15 protein-coding genes are annotated in these 15,640 nt (G+C 69.4%); 8 read left to right on the forward strand and 7 right to left on the reverse strand.

From position 1 onward, the window contains the following. The first annotated feature begins 198 nt into the window (after nucleotides 1–198). Both groES and groL read left to right on the forward strand, forming a co-directional pair. Nucleotides 199–507, forward strand: coding sequence for a co-chaperone GroES (groES, locus tag ACH4EW_RS01235; protein ID WP_351785952.1), 309 nt, complete (start codon nucleotides 199–201; stop codon nucleotides 505–507). Nucleotides 508–606: 99 nt separating this feature from the next. Then, nucleotides 607–2,232, forward strand: coding sequence for a chaperonin GroEL (gene groL / locus ACH4EW_RS01240; RefSeq protein ID WP_398249865.1), 1,626 nt, complete (start codon nucleotides 607–609; stop codon nucleotides 2,230–2,232). Nucleotides 2,233–2,301: 69 nt separating this feature from the next. Here groL and ACH4EW_RS01245 read toward each other — a convergent pair whose 3' ends face one another. Genes ACH4EW_RS01245 through ACH4EW_RS01255 form a run of 3 tightly spaced genes read right to left on the reverse strand, consistent with a single transcriptional unit; the run spans nucleotide 2,302 to nucleotide 4,000 of the window. After that, nucleotides 2,302–2,469, reverse strand: a complete 168-nt coding sequence (locus ACH4EW_RS01245) for a hypothetical protein (protein ID WP_398251292.1) — start codon at nucleotides 2,467–2,469, stop codon at nucleotides 2,302–2,304. 47 nt (nucleotides 2,470–2,516) lie between these two features. Next, the gene (locus tag ACH4EW_RS01250; protein WP_398249867.1) at nucleotides 2,517–3,290 is read right to left on the reverse strand and encodes an SDR family NAD(P)-dependent oxidoreductase; all 774 of its coding nucleotides are present in this window, start codon (nucleotides 3,288–3,290) and stop codon (nucleotides 2,517–2,519) included. 35 nt (nucleotides 3,291–3,325) lie between these two features. Then, the gene (locus ACH4EW_RS01255; RefSeq protein ID WP_398251206.1) at nucleotides 3,326–4,000 is read right to left on the reverse strand and encodes an MOSC domain-containing protein; all 675 of its coding nucleotides are present in this window, start codon (nucleotides 3,998–4,000) and stop codon (nucleotides 3,326–3,328) included. A gap of 135 nt (nucleotides 4,001–4,135) precedes the next feature. Between ACH4EW_RS01255 and ACH4EW_RS01260 the strand changes: the two genes are divergently transcribed. Continuing rightward, a complete protein-coding gene (locus ACH4EW_RS01260; protein WP_398249869.1) occupies nucleotides 4,136–5,026 on the forward strand; it encodes a LysR family transcriptional regulator in 891 nt (296 codons plus the stop codon). 87 nt (nucleotides 5,027–5,113) lie between these two features. Here the strand turns inward: ACH4EW_RS01260 and ACH4EW_RS01265 are convergent, their stop codons facing one another. Next, nucleotides 5,114–5,449 carry a WhiB family transcriptional regulator gene (locus ACH4EW_RS01265; RefSeq protein ID WP_093893461.1) on the reverse strand — a complete coding sequence of 112 codons (336 nt, stop codon included), beginning with the start codon at nucleotides 5,447–5,449 and terminating at the stop codon, nucleotides 5,114–5,116. A 429-nt stretch (nucleotides 5,450–5,878) separates the two neighbouring features. On the opposite strand from ACH4EW_RS01265, the gene ACH4EW_RS01270 reads away from it, so the two are divergent. From ACH4EW_RS01270 to ACH4EW_RS01285, 4 genes are all read left to right on the forward strand, one after another. Further along, nucleotides 5,879–6,490, forward strand: a complete 612-nt coding sequence (locus ACH4EW_RS01270) for a response regulator transcription factor (RefSeq protein ID WP_003948568.1) — start codon at nucleotides 5,879–5,881, stop codon at nucleotides 6,488–6,490. A 453-nt stretch (nucleotides 6,491–6,943) separates the two neighbouring features. Then, on the forward strand, nucleotides 6,944–7,519 hold the full coding sequence (locus tag ACH4EW_RS01275; protein ID WP_398249871.1) for a sigma-70 family RNA polymerase sigma factor: 576 nt from the start codon (nucleotides 6,944–6,946) through the stop codon (nucleotides 7,517–7,519). Between the two features lie 128 nt (nucleotides 7,520–7,647). Continuing rightward, nucleotides 7,648–9,150 (forward strand): IMP dehydrogenase, encoded by a 1,503-nt coding sequence (gene guaB / locus ACH4EW_RS01280; protein ID WP_398249873.1) that lies wholly within the window; start codon nucleotides 7,648–7,650, stop codon nucleotides 9,148–9,150. Between the two features lie 105 nt (nucleotides 9,151–9,255). Continuing rightward, a complete protein-coding gene (locus ACH4EW_RS01285; protein ID WP_398249875.1) occupies nucleotides 9,256–10,380 on the forward strand; it encodes a GuaB3 family IMP dehydrogenase-related protein in 1,125 nt (374 codons plus the stop codon). A gap of 65 nt (nucleotides 10,381–10,445) precedes the next feature. Here the strand turns inward: ACH4EW_RS01285 and ACH4EW_RS01290 are convergent, their stop codons facing one another. Both ACH4EW_RS01290 and ACH4EW_RS01295 read right to left on the reverse strand, forming a co-directional pair. Then, nucleotides 10,446–11,021, reverse strand: coding sequence for a hypothetical protein (locus ACH4EW_RS01290; RefSeq protein WP_398249877.1), 576 nt, complete (start codon nucleotides 11,019–11,021; stop codon nucleotides 10,446–10,448). Nucleotides 11,022–11,151: 130 nt separating this feature from the next. Further along, the gene (locus ACH4EW_RS01295; RefSeq protein ID WP_398249879.1) at nucleotides 11,152–12,414 is read right to left on the reverse strand and encodes a nucleotide sugar dehydrogenase; all 1,263 of its coding nucleotides are present in this window, start codon (nucleotides 12,412–12,414) and stop codon (nucleotides 11,152–11,154) included. A gap of 300 nt (nucleotides 12,415–12,714) precedes the next feature. On the opposite strand from ACH4EW_RS01295, the gene ACH4EW_RS01300 reads away from it, so the two are divergent. Beyond that, nucleotides 12,715–14,421, forward strand: coding sequence for a glycerol-3-phosphate dehydrogenase/oxidase (locus tag ACH4EW_RS01300; RefSeq protein ID WP_398249881.1), 1,707 nt, complete (start codon nucleotides 12,715–12,717; stop codon nucleotides 14,419–14,421). 49 nt (nucleotides 14,422–14,470) lie between these two features. Here the strand turns inward: ACH4EW_RS01300 and ACH4EW_RS01305 are convergent, their stop codons facing one another. Next, on the reverse strand, nucleotides 14,471–15,550 hold the full coding sequence (locus ACH4EW_RS01305; RefSeq protein WP_398249883.1) for a serine hydrolase domain-containing protein: 1,080 nt from the start codon (nucleotides 15,548–15,550) through the stop codon (nucleotides 14,471–14,473). Nucleotides 15,551–15,640 lie beyond the last annotated feature (90 nt).

Here is a 15,640-nt window from a genome sequence, read left to right on the forward strand (position 1 = left end):
GACGCCACGACTGGATGAATTGGCACTCCGCTTGACCGAGTGCTAATCCCGGTCATAGTCTCGGTGCTGGCACTCACCACTGGAGAGTGCCAGCAGTACTGTGCGACTGGCAGGTCCGGCACCCGCGACGACGGATCCACCTGGTCGCCACCCAAAGACTCTTAACCCCGTGAGATCTCCGAAGGGGGAGACCGGATCGTGTCGACCGCCAGCTCCAAGGTTGCGATCAAGCCGCTCGAGGACCGCATTGTGGTCCAGCCGCTCGACGCCGAGCAGACCACGGCCTCCGGCCTGGTCATTCCGGACACCGCCAAGGAGAAGCCCCAGGAGGGCGTCGTCCTGGCCGTGGGCCCGGGCCGCTTCGAGAACGGCGAGCGCCTTCCGCTCGACGTCAACACCGGCGACGTCGTGCTGTACAGCAAGTACGGCGGCACCGAGGTGAAGTACAACGGCGAGGAGTACCTCGTCCTCTCGGCTCGCGACGTGCTCGCGATCGTCGAGAAGTAATTCACCCACGTTTGCTTCTGTTCTGCGCCCCTGGCCCCCTGCGAACAACCAGCCGGGCGGTCAGGGGCGCAGTTCATTTGAGAGGAAGACTCAGCTGCCATGGCGAAGATTCTGAAGTTCGACGAGGACGCCCGTCGCGCCCTTGAGCGCGGCGTCAACAAGCTTGCCGACACGGTCAAGGTGACGATCGGCCCCAAGGGCCGCAACGTCGTCATCGACAAGAAGTTCGGCGCTCCCACCATCACCAACGACGGTGTCACCATCGCGCGCGAGGTCGAGCTCGACGACCCGTACGAGAACCTCGGCGCCCAGCTGGTGAAGGAGGTGGCGACCAAGACCAACGACGTCGCGGGTGACGGTACGACCACCGCCACCGTGCTGGCCCAGGCGCTCGTCCGCGAGGGTCTGCGCAACGTTGCCGCGGGTGCTTCCCCGGCCGCCCTGAAGAAGGGCATCGACGCCGCGGTCAAGGCCGTGTCCGAGGAGCTCCTCGCGACCGCCCGCCCGATCGACGACAAGACCGACATCGCCGCCGTGGCCGCGCTCTCCGCGCAGGACCCGCAGGTCGGCGAGCTCATCGCGGACGCGATGGACAAGGTCGGCAAGGACGGTGTCATCACCGTCGAGGAGTCCAACACCTTCGGTCTGGACCTCGACTTCACCGAGGGCATGGCCTTCGACAAGGGTTACCTGTCCCCGTACATGGTGACCGACCAGGAGCGTATGGAGGCCGTCCTCGACGACCCGTACATCCTGGTCCACCAGGGCAAGATCGGCTCGATCCAGGAGCTGCTCCCGCTGCTGGAGAAGGTCATCCAGGCCGGTGGCTCCAAGCCGCTTCTGATCATCGCGGAGGACGTCGAGGGCGAGGCGCTGTCGACCCTCGTCGTCAACAAGATCCGTGGCACCTTCAACGCCGTCGCGGTGAAGGCCCCGGGCTTCGGAGACCGCCGCAAGGCCATGCTCGGCGACATCGCCACCCTCACCGGTGCGACCGTCATCGCCGAGGAGGTCGGCCTCAAGCTCGACCAGGCCGGTCTGGACGTGCTGGGCACCGCTCGCCGCGTCACCGTCTCCAAGGACGACACGACGATCGTGGACGGCGGCGGCGAGCCCGGCGACGTCAAGGGCCGGGTCAACCAGATCAAGGCCGAGATCGAGGCCACGGACTCCGACTGGGACCGCGAGAAGCTCCAGGAGCGCCTCGCGAAGCTGGCCGGCGGCGTGTGCGTGATCCGTGTCGGTGCCGCCACCGAGGTGGAGCTCAAGGAGAAGAAGCACCGTCTGGAGGACGCCATCTCCGCGACCCGCGCCGCGGTCGAGGAGGGCATCGTCTCCGGTGGTGGCTCCGCCATCGTCCACGCCGTCAAGGTCCTCGACGGCAACCTCGGCAAGACCGGCGACGAGGCCACCGGTGTCGCGGTCGTGCGCCGCGCCGCCGTCGAGCCGCTGCGCTGGATCGCCGAGAACGCGGGCCTCGAGGGTTACGTCATCACCTCGAAGGTCGCCGAGCTCGACAAGGGCCAGGGCTTCAACGCCGCGACCGGCGAGTACGGCGACCTGGTGAAGGCCGGCGTCATCGACCCGGTCAAGGTCACCCGCTCCGCGCTGGAGAACGCCGCGTCCATTGCGTCGCTGCTGCTCACGACCGAGACGCTGGTCGTCGAGAAGCCGGCCGAGGAAGAGGCCGAGGCCGGCCACGGCGGCCACGGCCACTCGCACTAGCGTGTAGCTCCGCTCAGCCACTGAGGCCCGGTATCCCGTCGCGGGGTACCGGGCCTCGGGCTTGTCGGATCAGGGCTGTCCGGAGTCCGAGGACAGGGGGCCGGGGCGGGCCCCCACGCGGCGGAGCCGCCCATCGGCTCTGCCGTGGAGGTCGTACAACGGCGAGTGCACAGGCGGAAGTTCGGGCTCCGTCACATCCAGCACCGCGTGCAGCCGCCCGCTCGTCGGCTTCGGCACGGTCGCGGAGCGTCGGGACAGTAACCGCCCACCCGGTATCCGCCCGCTCACTGAGGCCCGTACTTGCGGCCTGTCTTGGAGGTGACCCCTCCGAGCAGGCCGCGCGGTGTCACCTTCACAAGCCCCATCAACGCCTTGTACCGCGGGTCCGGGATCGAGACCGACCTACCGCGCGCCAGGTCGGCCAGGGCCTCCGCCACCAGCTTGTCCGCGTCGAGCCACATCCAGCCCGGGATATTGCCGGTCCCCATCCCGGCCCGCTCGTGGAACTCGGTCCGTACGAAGCCGGGGCACAGCGCCATCAGCCGCACCCCCGAACCGGCCAGGTCCTTCGCCGCGCCCTGGGTGAACTGCACGACCCATGACTTGGACGCGCCGTACGTCCCGCGCGGCACGAACGCCGCCACCGAGGCCACATTGACGACCCCGCCCCGCCCGCGCTCCCGCATCCCGCCCGCGGCCGCCGAAGTCAGCCGCAGCACCGCCTCGCAGTGCACCTTCAGCATCTTCAGCTCATCGGCCATGGGCACATCCAGATAGCGGCCCTTGTTGCCGAACCCGGCGTTGTTGACCAGCAGATCGACCGGATGGTGACGGTCCGTCAACCGGCCCTCGACTGTGGCGATCCCCTTGTCCTCGGACAGGTCGGCCGTCAGCACCTCGGCCTCGATCCCGTGCCGGTCGTGCAGCTCGGTCGCCTGCTCGCGCAGCCGCTCGGTGTTGCGCGCCACCAGTACCAGGTTGTGCCCATCGGCCGCGAGCCGCCGAGCGAAGGCGGCTCCGATCCCTGCGGTCGCGCCCGTAATCAGTGCAGTCGTCATACGCGGCACGTTAGTGCCTGTCCGGCACACCGCGATCAGTCGTCCGCCGCCTCCGTCTCCACGTACTTCAAAGCGGCACGCAGCGACTCGGGATGCAGCGCCTCCCCGGCCGCGAGCAGCTTCGGGAGCAGCTCCCGTCGCGTCGTCGAGGCCAGGAACTCCAGCTCCACGGTGACGTCGTGGTCGGGCCGGTGCGCGATCTCGACCGAGTCCCCGGCGCGGATCTCGCCCGGCTCGATCACCCGCAGATAGGCACCCGGGGCGGCCGCCTGCGTGAACCGCTTGACCCAGCGCCTCTCGTCGACATGACCGGCGAACGTACGGCAGGGAATCCGGCTCGACGTGACCTCCAGGAGCAGGTCGGGGCCGATCCGCCAGCGCTCGCCGATCTTCGCGCCGCTCACGTCCAGACCGCTGGTCGTCAGGTTCTCGCCGAACGCGCCATTGGCCAGCGGGCGGCCCAGCTCCCGCTCCCAGGCGTCGAGTTCCTCGCGGGCGAATGCGTACACCGCCTGGTCGGAGCCGCCGTGATGCCGCAGATCGCACACCGCGTCCCCGGCCAGGCCGCTGCCGCCGGTGCCCTTGGGGCCGGGGTCGGTGACGCGTATGGGACCGTCGGCAGGCCGCTTGTCGATCCCGGTCGTACCGCCGGGGGCGTCGGTGTAGTCGACGGCCTCGGGCTGTCCCACATTCACGCTCAGCAGCTTCATCGGCTTCATCGGCTTCGTCGGCTCCACCGGCTTCGACGACATCATCGGCTTCATGCGGAGAACGCTAACCACTTCGTCCTCAAAGATACATACCGATAATTCACACCCGACCCAAGAGCGGCTTATGGTTGAAGTGTGATCGAAGCCCGTCATCTCCGTGTCCTGCGCGCCGTGGCCGCCACCGGCTCGTTCTCCGCCGCCGCCCGCGAACTGGGCTGCACCCAGCCGGCGGTCAGCCAGCAGATGAAGGCCCTGGAAGTCTCTGCGGGGACCACCCTGCTCATCCGTACGGGACGCGAGATGCGGCTCACCCAGGCGGGGGAGGCCCTCGTCCGGCACGCCTCCGGAATCCTCGCCGGGCTCACCGCCGCCGAGGAAGAGGTCGCCGCCATCGCCGGACTCCGGGCCGGCCGGGTCCGGCTCGTCTCGTTCCCCAGCGGCAGCTCCACGCTGGTCCCCTGCGCCCTCGCGGCGCTGCGCGCGGCCCACCCCGGCACCCGGGTCTCCCTGGTCGAGGCCGAGCCGCCCCGCTCGGTCGAGATGCTGCGCGAGGGTGACTGCGACATCGCGCTGGCGTTCCGTTACGGCGCCTCCGGCACGGAGTGGGACGACCTGGTCGTACGCCCGCTGCTCACCGACCGGCTGATCGGCCTGGTCCCCGAGGGGCACCGGCTTGCCGGTGCGGCCGCGGTCGGCATCGCCGAGCTGGCCGACGAGTCGTGGATCGCGGGCTGTCCGCGCTGCCGCCGCCAGCTGGTGGAGGTCTGTGAGAAGTCCGGCTTCACGCCCCGGATCGACTTCGCCACCGATGACTACCCGGCAGTGATCGGCCTGGTCGGCGCCGGGCTCGGGGTGGCCGTACTGCCGGAGCTGGCGATCGAGTCGGTACGCCCCAAGGGGGCCCGCACCGTGACGGTCGAGCCGGCCATCGAGCGCGAGATCGTCGCCCTGACCCTGCCCGACCTGGCCCAGGTGCCGGCGGTTGCGGCCACCCTGGACCGGCTGTCCCTGGCGGCCTCCCGCTGAGCGGGGCCTGCCTGTGGCCCGGCCCCCCGCAGTGGCCGGGTGAAGTGCAGAAACGTTTTTGTATTTATTGTGCGGGACGCGGCGGGATCAGCCGTGCCCCGACGGGGACGGAAGACCCGACGGCGCCGCTGCCGCGATCAGCCGGTTGCGGGCCCGTCCCATGAGCTCCTCGCGTTCGTCCTCGGTCAGTCCGCCCCACACTCCGTAGGGCTCTCGTACCGCCAGCGCATGTGCCGCGCACTCGGCACGTACCGGGCATCGCATACAGACCTCTTTCGCCGAGTTCTCGCGGGCGCTTCGTGCCGCCCCGCGTTCACCCTCCGGGTGGAAGAACAGCGAGCTGTCGACCCCGCGGCAGGCCGCCAACAGCTGCCAGTCCCACAGATCGGCGTTGGGTCCGGGAAGCCGGGAGAAATCTGCCATTGCTTGTCTCCTCGAAACCATGCTGAGTCGGAATCGTCGTTGTCGTCCGTTTGCTGACCGTGCCCATGACATTTACATCTACGGGGGTGGTGGGGTGGGTGTAAGTAGATGTAAATATGACTGATTGCGAATCTAGCCACAGACACCAGCAAAAGGGAAGAAAACCCGCCAAATGAGGCATATCTTCGCGTTAAGTTTCGGTTGACGATTGGATGACCCGCGCCGCTCTCCTCTGTGCACGCATCCTCACGTAGAGTGCCGAATCCGGCCGTCCGACCCGTAACTCTTTCGAGTGACCATCGTTGAGAGGGCGGAGGCGGTTGACAGAAAAAGCGATCGGGCAGATGTCCGAGAGCGTCAACCGCTCAGGTGACGACTTGTAACAGCCTGGAGGCTCAAGGTGACGCGCATCAGCTGCGGAGGACGGTCATGACATCCGTCCTCGTCTGCGACGACTCCCCGCTTGCCCGAGAAGCGCTCCGTCGCGCGGTCGCGACCGTGCCCGGCGTCGAGCGTGTGACGACGGCGGCCAACGGCGAGGAAGTCCTCCGCCGCTGGGGCGCCGACCGTTCGGATCTGATTCTGATGGACGTACGCATGCCCGGTCTGGGGGGTGTGGAGACGGTCCGGCGGCTGCTCTCCGCCGACCCCGGCGCCAGGATCATCATGCTGACCGTCGCCGAGGACCTGGACGGTGTCGCGCTCGCGGTCGCCGCCGGAGCCCGCGGTTATCTGCACAAGGACGCCTCACGCGCGGAGTTGCGGGCCACCGTCACCCAGGCGCTGGCCGATCCGACGTGGCGGCTCGCCCCGCGTCGGCTGCGGTCGGCCGAGATGGGTGCGGCGCCGACGCTCACCGCGCGTGAGATCCAGGTGCTCGAAGGAATGAGCCACGGCCGCTCGAACGCCGAGATCGGCCGCGAGTTGTTCCTCTCCGAGGACACGGTGAAGACGCACGCCAGGCGTCTGTTCAAGAAGCTCGGCGCCTCGGACCGGGCGCACGCCGTGGCGCTCGGCTTCCGCTGGGGCCTGGTTCGCTGAGAGCCTGTCGGGCGACCTCTGATCGGGCGGCCTCGGCGTGGCGCGCACGCTTCCGGCGTTGCCGAAATGCCCCGTGACGATGCCATTCCGGCGCCTTGGAATCGCACACACCACGCCGCGTCCGCTCTCCGATCGAAGGTCACCCGACAGGCTCTGAGGGCCGGCCGTGACCGGCAGTCGTTCGATTCCCCGTCCGCACACCGGCGGACGGGGCGATGTGGCCGAGGAGCGCGGGGCGGCTCCACCTCACCGGTGGCGCCTTCCGTGCCGACGGCATGTGACGCTTCCCGGCCGATGCCGCATCCTTGAGATGTGGAGTTCCTGGGGAAGGATTCGGTCGAGCGGAAGGGGAGGGCGCGGGGCATGACTTCGGGCGCACCCGCTCATAACGCTTCGGTGCACAACTACGGACGCGGCGAAGCGAAAGACGCGGCTCCGAGGCACCATGGTCCGATGCGCGACGACGAGACGACGGTGATCGGTGCACTGGTGCACCGTGCCGTCGAAGGGGACGCGCAGGCCACTCATGATCTGCTGGCCCATGTCCACCCTCTCGCGCTGCGCTACTGCAGGTCCCGGCTGAACCGGCTGCCCGGTGATGCTCGCCACTTCGTGGAGGATCTGGCACAGGAGGTCTGTGTCGCGGTACTGATGGCGCTGCCGCGCTACAAGGACACCGGCAGACCCTTCGAAGCCTTTGTCTTCGCCATCGCCGGCCACAAGGTCGCCGATCTCCAGCGGGCCGCCATGCGGCACCCGGGATCGACGGCCGTCCCCTCCGACGAGATGCCCGAGTGGCCGGACGATTCGCTCGGGCCCGAGGAGCGGGCGCTGCTCAGCAGCGATGCGGCCTGGGCGAAGAAGCTTCTTGCCAACCTCCCGGACAACCAGCGTGAGCTGCTCGTTCTGCGGGTGGCGGTCGGTCTGACCGCCGAGGAGACCGGACAGATGCTGGGTATGTCGCCGGGTGCGGTCCGGGTCGCCCAGCACCGGGCGCTGAGCAGGCTGCGGGCCCTCGCGGAGCAGTGAGCGGGGCCCTGTCCAGGTTCCGTACGAAGCTCCAAAACCCCTAGGTGATCTTGCTCGTGGAATGAGACACCCCCGGAGGCCGTTAGCATGGACATCCGCACCGATCAAGGCCATATGGGGAAGGTGTCATGACTGCAAACGTCGACGGAGTGCCCGAGAAATTCGCGACGCTCGGGCTGACATACGACGACGTGCTGCTGCTGCCCGGCGCGTCCGACATGGCGCCCGATCAGATCGATACCTCTTCGTACATCTCCAAGAACGTGCGGGTGAACATCCCGCTGCTCTCCGCCGCGATGGACAAGGTCACCGAGGCCCGCATGGCGATCGCCATGGCCCGGCAGGGTGGCGCCGGTGTGCTGCACCGCAATCTCTCCATCGCCGATCAGGCCAACCAGGTCGACCTGGTGAAGCGCTCCGAGTCCGGCATGGTCACCGACCCGATCACGGTGCACCCGGACGCGACGCTGCGCGACGCCGACGAGCTGTGTGCCAAGTTCCGCATCAGCGGTGTCCCGGTCACCGACGGAGCGGGCAAGCTGCTCGGCATCGTCACCAACCGTGACATGGCATTCGAGTCGGACCGTACGCGCCAGGTGCGCGAGGTCATGACGCCGATGCCGCTGGTCACCGGCAAGGTCGGCATCTCCGGCGTGGACGCCATGGAGCTGCTGCGCCGCCACAAGATCGAGAAGCTTCCGCTGGTCGACGACGCCGGGGTCCTCAAGGGACTCATCACCGTCAAGGACTTCGTCAAGGCCGAGCAGTATCCGAACGCCGCCAAGGACAAGGACGGCCGGCTGCTGGTCGGCGCCGCCGTCGGTGTCGCGGGCGACGCGTACGAGCGGGCCCAGGCGCTCATCGAGGCGGGCGTCGACTTCATCGTCGTCGACACCGCCCACGGGCACTCCCGGCTGGTCGGCGACATGGTCGCCAAGATCAAGTCGAACTCCTCGGTCGATGTCATCGGCGGCAACATCGCCACCCGTGACGGCGCCCAGGCGCTGATCGACGCGGGCGCCGACGGCATCAAGGTCGGCGTCGGCCCCGGCTCCATCTGCACCACCCGCGTCGTCGCCGGCATCGGCGTCCCGCAGGTCACCGCGATCTACGAGGCCTCGCTCGCCGCCAAGGCGGCCGGTGTCCCGGTCATCGGTGACGGCGGCCTGCAGTACTCCGGCGACATCGCCAAAGCCCTGGTGGCCGGTGCGGACACTGTGATGCTCGGCTCGCTGCTTGCGGGCTGCGAGGAGTCCCCGGGCGAGCTGCTCTTCATCAACGGCAAGCAGTTCAAGTCGTACCGCGGCATGGGTTCGCTCGCCGCGATGCAGTCCCGCGGCGACCGCAAGTCGTTCTCCAAGGACCGCTACTTCCAGGAGGGCGTCGCCTCCGACGAGAAGCTGGTCCCCGAGGGCATCGAGGGCCAGGTCCCCTACCGCGGCCCGCTCTCCGCGGTCGTCCACCAGCTCACCGGCGGTCTGCGCCAGTCGATGTTCTACGTCGGCGGCCGCACCATCCCGGAGCTCCAGGCCAACGGCCGGTTCGTCCGGATCACCTCGGCGGGTCTCAAGGAGAGCCACCCGCACGACATCCAGATGACGGTCGAGGCGCCGAACTACAGCAGGAAGTAACGCAACAGCGCAGCTGAGGGGCGGCCCGGGGTTCCCGGGACCGCCCCTCAGCCGTGTGTCGGGGATACTGGACAACGCAGACGTAGAGGGAAAGGCCACACCATCGTGACTGAGATCGAGATCGGGCGCGGCAAGCGCGGCCGCCGGGCGTACGCATTCGACGACATCGCCGTCGTTCCGAGCCGTCGTACCCGCGACCCGAAGGAGGTCTCGATCGCCTGGCAGATCGACGCCTACCGTTTCGAGCTGCCGTTCCTGGCGGCTCCCATGGACTCCGTGGTCTCCCCGCAGACCGCGATCCGCATCGGTGAGCTGGGCGGCCTCGGTGTCCTCAACCTCGAGGGCCTGTGGACCCGGCACGCCGACCCGCAGCCGCTGCTCGACGAGATCGCCGAGATGCCCGTGGAGTCGGCGACCCGCCGCCTCCAGGAGATCTACTCCGCTCCGATCCAGGAGGAGCTGATCGGGCAGCGCATCAAGGAGGTGCGCGACTCCGGTGTCGTCACCGCCGCCGCGCTCTCCCCGCAGCGGACCGCGCAGTTCTCCAAGGCCGTCGTCGACGCGGGTGTGGACATCTTCGTCATCCGCGGCACGACGGTCTCCGCCGAGCACGTCTCGAGTGCGGCCGAGCCGCTCAACCTCAAGCAGTTCATCTACGAGCTGGACGTCCCGGTGATCGTCGGCGGCTGCGCCACGTACACCGCCGCCCTGCACCTGATGCGTACCGGTGCGGCCGGTGTCCTCGTCGGCTTCGGCGGCGGCGCCGCGCACACCACGCGCAACGTCTTCGGTATCCAGGTCCCGATGGCGACCGCGGTCGCCGATGTGGCCGGGGCCCGCCGTGACTACATGGACGAGTCCGGCGGCCGGTACGTGCACGTGATCGCGGACGGCGGCGTCGGCTGGTCCGGCGACCTGCCGAAGGCCATCGCCTGCGGTGCGGACGCCGTGATGATGGGCTCACCGCTGGCCCGTGCGACGGACGCGCCGGGCCGCGGCCGCCACTGGGGCATGGAGGCCGTCCACGAGGACGTGCCGCGCGGCAAGCTGGTGGATCTGGGCTCCGTCGGTACGACGGAGGAGGTCCTCACCGGTCCTTCGCACTCGCCCGACGGTTCGATGAACATCTTCGGTGCGCTGCGCCGGGCGATGGCGACGACGGGGTACAGCGACCTCAAGGAGTTCCAGCGCGTCGAGGTGACGGTGGCTGACTCGCAGCACAGCCGCTGATGGGTGACGGACATACGGGAGGGCCCGGACCGCTCGGCGGTCCGGGCCCTCCCGTATGAGCCGGATCAGTCCGCGGCCTTCTTGGCCCCGGAGAACGCGGCGACCGCGGCAACCGCGATGAAGACGAAGGTGAGCGGGTCGGCGTCGGCCTTCCACGCCTCGTTCAGGAGGCCGAAGTGATCGAAGAACAGCTCGGAGACGGTGACCGGGTACTCCTTCGCGGCGATCATCGCCTCGCCGAGCAGCTGGCCGAAGTAGACGGAGACCAGGGCGATCACGGCACTGAGGGCCGGGAGCACGGGGTTGCGGCCGCCGACCTTGCCCGCTGCGAAGCCGACGAGGAAGCCGACGCCCACGGCCGCGTAGCCGATCTCGTGCTTGGTGGCGCCGATGATCGCGCCGTAGATGCCCGCGGCGACGACGGCCGCGACGACGGCGGCGATCAGGCCGAGGCCCAGGTTGTTGCGAGCCGGGGCCGGCGGGGCGAACGGTGCGCCACCGAACGCGACGCCGGGCTGACCGGGCTGCTGGCCCGCGAACGGGTTACCGGTCGGGGCGCCGGGCTGCTGCCCTGCGTACGGGTTGCCCCCGGCGGGCTGGGCGTCATTCGGCTGGTTCGCCGGAGGCACGGGCTGACTCATGGTGGAATCCCCCTGGGACGGATGCGCACAACTGTGCGGTAAGTGACGCCGCAGGCTAGCAGTCGCCTATGACATCGCCCACCCGAATTCCTTGAGGAACCCTTCACCGAGATCCGTGGGGGACTCTTCCTCACAACCGGTGTGCGGCCCCCGCCGGAGTCGCGCCCCGGGTGTCCAGGAGGAGCTGGGCCTTCACGGCGAGGCCCTGGAGATCGTACGTACGGTGGTGCTGGAGCAGCACGGTGAGGTCGGCGCTCGATGCCGCCTCGTACAGCGAGTCGGCGCGCGGGACCGGGAGTTCACGTACCCGCCAGTCCAGGACATGCGGGTCGTGGTAGCCGATCTGGGCGCCCATGTCCATCAGCCGGGTCGCGATCTCCCGGGCGGGGGAGGCCTGCTGGTCGGCCAGGTCCGGCTTGTAGGTGACGCCGAGGAGCAGCACCCGGGCGCCGCGTACGGACTTGCCGTGCTCGTTCAGGAGGGTGGCGCAGCGCTGGATCACGTACTGAGGCATCCGGTCGTTGATCTCCTGCGCGAGCGAGACCATCCGCAAGGGGTGGCCGGGGGTGCGGCTGTTGTACGGGAGGTAGCCCGGGTCGACGGGGGCACCGTGGCCGCCGACGCCCGGGCCCGGGCGGAACGGCTGGAAGCCGAAGGGCTTGGTCTCGGCGCACCTGATGACGTCCCAGAGGTCGACGCCGAGGTCGTGGCAGAGCACCGCCATCTCGTTGACCAGAGCGATGTTGACGTGCCGGAAGTTGGTCTCCAGAACCTTCGTCATCTCGGCCTCGCGCGGCCCGCGGGCCCGGACGACCTTGTCGGTGAACCGGCTGTAGAAGGCGGCGGCCGATTCGGTGCAGGCGGGGGTGAGGCCGCCGATGACCTTGGGGGTGTTGGCGTAGACGTGGGTCCTGTTGCCGGGGTCGAGGCGGCTGGGGGAGTGGGCGAGGTGGAAGTCGCGTCCGGCGCGCAGCCCCGAGCCCTCTTCGAGGAGGGGCAGTACATAGCTCTCGGTGGTGCCGGGCTGCACGGCCGATTCCAGCAGGACGGTGGTGTGCGGGCGCAGCCGGGCGGCGAGCGCGCGGGCGGCGTCGCCGACGGAGGTGAGGTCGAGGGTGCGGTCGGCGCCGAGCGGGGTGGGCGCGCAGATCACCGCGGTACGGACCCGTCCCAGTTCGGCCGGGTCGGTGGTGGGCCGGAAACCCCCCGAGAGCATCCGGCGCACGTCCGAGGCGGTGAGCGATCCCTCGACGGGGGTGCGGCCCGCGGAGAGTTCCGTGTAGGTGCGTGGGTCGGTGTCGTAGCCGACGGTCTGGACGCCGGCGGCGACGGCGGCTTGGGCGAGGGGCAGGCCGAGGTGGCCGAGTCCGATGACTGCGAGGTCTGCGGGCATGTGGATGGGCCGTCCTTCCCTTGGACCGACCGGCAGATGGAGGGCGCCACCCTCCGTTTGCCGGTCGGCCCAAGACCATGAGAGCAGAAAGCGCAACCGCTGGGGACAGCGCAATGTCAGACTAGGCGTAAATATGACCTATATGTCGCATTGTGGGGCTCCAGTCGTCCTGGTGTTGTCCACAGGCGGTGGCCGAAGTCATGGACGGCGGACAGAATCGAGAAGTGGGCACGGGTCGCCCGGTCGATCGGTCGGGTCGCACCGCGTGTCGGACCACCCCGATCTTCCCGGGAGGCAGCAGTGAGGACGGCGACACTGGGACCTGCGGAGCGCGCCGAGGCGCTTGCCGCGATGGCCGAGCGCGAACTGGACGTGCTGGTCGTGGGGGCGGGCGTGGTTGGCGCAGGCACGGTGCTGGACGCGGCGACAAGGGGGCTCTCCACCGGCCTCGTCGAGGCGCGCGACTGGGCCTCGGGCACATCGAGCAGGTCGAGCAAGCTGATCCACGGTGGGCTGCGGTATCTGGAGATGCTCGACTTCGCGCTCGTCCGGGAGGCGCTGAAGGAGCGCGGACTGCTCCTGGGGCGGCTGGCCCCGCATCTGGTGAAGCCCGTGCCGTTCCTCTATCCGTTGCAGCACAAGGGCTGGGAGCGGCTCTACGCCGGTTCCGGCGTGGCGCTCTACGACGCGATGTCGGTGTCCTCGGGGCACGGCCGAGGCCTGCCCGTCCACCGGCATCTCTCCCGCCGCCGCGCCCTGCAGGTCGCCCCGGCGCTGAGGAAGGACGCGCTGGCCGGGGCGTTGCAGTACTACGACGCGCAAATGGACGACGCCCGCTATGTGACGACCCTGGTGCGCACCGCCGCCGGATACGGCGCCCAGGTGGCGAACCGGGCGCGGGTGATCGGCTTCCTCCGGGAGGGCGAGCGGGTCGTCGGCGCCCGGGTGGAGGACGTCGAGGCGGGCGGGGAGTACGAGGTCAGGGCCAAGCAGGTGGTCAACGCGACCGGGGTCTGGACGGATGACACGCAGGCGCTGATCGGGGAGCGCGGACAGTTCCACGTCCGGGCGTCCAAGGGCATCCACCTGGTCGTCCCGAAGGACCGTATCCACTCCTCGACCGGCCTGATCCTGCGGACCGAGAAGTCCGTCCTCTTCGTCATCCCGTGGGGACGGCACTGGATCGTCGGGACGACGGACACCGACTGGGACCTGGACAAGGCGCACCCGGCGGCGTCCAGCGCCGATATCGACTATCTGCTCGAACACGTCAACTCGGTCCTGGCCACGCCCCTGACGAGGGATGACGTCCAGGGCGTCTACGCGGGGCTGCGGCCGCTGCTGGCCGGCGAGTCGGATGCGACCAGCAAGCTCTCGCGCGAGCACACGGTGGCGCACCCGCTGCCGGGTCTCGTGGTCGTGGCGGGCGGCAAGTACACGACGTACCGGGTGATGGCGAAGGACGCCGTGGACGAGGCGGTGCACGGCCTCGATCAGCGGGTGGCGGAGTGTGTCACCGAGGACGTTCCGCTGCTGGGGGCCGAGGGATACCGCGCGCTGTGGAACGCCCGGGCGAGAATCGCGGCCCGTACGGGGCTCCATGTCGCCCGGGTGGAGCATCTGCTCAACCGCTACGGCTCCATGACCGAGGAGCTCCTCGATCTGATCGCCGACGATCCGGCGCTGGGCGAACCGCTGCCGTCGGCGGACGACTATCTGAAGGCCGAGATCGTCTACGCCGCCTCGCACGAGGGCGCCCGCCACCTCGACGACGTACTGACCCGCCGGACCCGGATCTCCATCGAGACCTTCGACCGGGGCACGCTCAGCGCCCGGATATGTGCGGAGCTGATGGCGCCGGTCCTGGGCTGGGACGAGGGGCAGATCGACCGGGAGGTCGAGCACTACGAGAAGCGGGTGCAGGCGGAGCGGGAGTCGCAGCGACAGCCGGACGATCTCACGGCGGATGCGGCACGGCTCGGGGCGCCGGACATCGTGCCGCTCTAGGGCGTGTTTCGAAAGTGGCGTCGTCCGCCCGCAGGACAGGTTCCAGGCCTCAGGCGCGGGGTGCGCTGCCGCAGAACTCCGCTTCGAGGAGTGCCGTTTCGAGCGTCGTCGCATCGGTCAGGGTGTCCGTGTCGGTCCGGTACGTGAGGGTGTGCCGGCCGTCGCGCGTGGCGGCGGTACGGACGTAACTGCCCGCTATGTGGCCGTTGTGGCCCCAGACGGTGGTGCCGCAGGAGAGCTTCTGCGGATAGATGCCCAGGCCGTAGACGCCGTGCGTGGCACCGGTGTTCAACAGGGCCGCCAGCTGGGCGGGCGGGAGGAGGCGCCCGCCCAGCAGCGCTGCGTAGAAGTGGTTCAGATCGGTGAGCGTGGAGATCAGCTCCCCGGCCGCGCCCGCCGTGCGTGGGTCGAGCGCGGTGACATCGCGGAGGCTGCCGTCGGCCGGGTCGCGGGTGTAGCCGCGGCCGTGCGGGGCGGGCAGGGAAGTGCGGGCGCCGGGCAGGGAGGTACCCGTGAGACCGAGGGGGGCGATGATGCGGTGGCGGATCTCGGTGGCGTAGTCGTGTCCGGTGACGCGTTGAACGACGAGTCCGAGTACGACGTAATTGGTGTTGGAGTAGGCGTAGATGCCGGGGGCGCTCGTCGGACGGTGCGTCAGGGCGACACGGATCGCGGCGGTGGCGGAGACGGGGCGGGCGGAGGTGTCGGCGGTGTAGTCGTAGAGGCCACTGGTGTGGCTGAGCAGGGCGCGCAGGGTGATGTGACGGCCGTCGTTGCCGTTGCCCTGGATCAGCCCCGGCAGCAGCTGGTCGACGGTGTCCGACAGCTGTAGCCGTCCCTCCTGGGCGAGTTGGAGTACGACCGTCGCGACGAAGGTCTTGGTGATGCTGCCGGCCCGGAGCCGGTCCCCCCTGCGGATACCGGGGCCCGTCGAGCGGTAGGTGTCGTACGGTGCGGAAGCGGCACGATGGGCCAGCAGTGCCGCCGTGGGAGCGCCACCCCCGGCGACGAGCCGGGGAAGATAGGCCGCTGCGGGCGTGAGGTGTGGTTCGCTGGGCAGCGGTGCTGTTCCCAGGCACAGCAGCGCTGTCAGCAGCGGGGCGGTGAGCAGCGCCCTGAGTGTCGGCATGGCAGGGAATCCCTTTCTCCGGCCACATCATGACGGGCCTGCGGACCCGGCACCATGACCGGTGCCGGGGTGAGGGACAATGAACGCTCT

The sequence above is a fragment of the Streptomyces sp. NPDC018000 genome, from assembly GCF_044328025.1.
Taxonomy (GTDB): domain Bacteria; phylum Actinomycetota; class Actinomycetes; order Streptomycetales; family Streptomycetaceae; genus Streptomyces.

Bases quoted from the DNA above. Each gene is read 5' to 3' on its own strand.
- groL (WP_398249865.1), top strand. From the start codon at position 607: ATGGCGAAGATTCTGAAGTTCGACGAGGACGCCCGTCGCGCCCTTGAG.
- ACH4EW_RS01250 (WP_398249867.1), bottom strand. From the start codon at position 3,290: ATGACGACTGCACTGATTACGGGCGCGACCGCAGGGATCGGAGCCGCC.
- ACH4EW_RS01255 (WP_398251206.1), bottom strand. From the start codon at position 4,000: ATGAAGCTGCTGAGCGTGAATGTGGGACAGCCCGAGGCCGTCGACTAC.
- ACH4EW_RS01265 (WP_093893461.1), bottom strand. From the start codon at position 5,449: ATGGCAGATTTCTCCCGGCTTCCCGGACCCAACGCCGATCTGTGGGAC.
- ACH4EW_RS01270 (WP_003948568.1), top strand. From the start codon at position 5,879: ATGACATCCGTCCTCGTCTGCGACGACTCCCCGCTTGCCCGAGAAGCG.
- ACH4EW_RS01275 (WP_398249871.1), top strand. From the start codon at position 6,944: ATGCGCGACGACGAGACGACGGTGATCGGTGCACTGGTGCACCGTGCC.
- guaB (WP_398249873.1), top strand. From the start codon at position 7,648: ATGACTGCAAACGTCGACGGAGTGCCCGAGAAATTCGCGACGCTCGGG.
- ACH4EW_RS01290 (WP_398249877.1), bottom strand. From the start codon at position 11,021: ATGAGTCAGCCCGTGCCTCCGGCGAACCAGCCGAATGACGCCCAGCCC.
- ACH4EW_RS01295 (WP_398249879.1), bottom strand. From the start codon at position 12,414: ATGCCCGCAGACCTCGCAGTCATCGGACTCGGCCACCTCGGCCTGCCC.
- ACH4EW_RS01305 (WP_398249883.1), bottom strand. From the start codon at position 15,550: ATGCCGACACTCAGGGCGCTGCTCACCGCCCCGCTGCTGACAGCGCTG.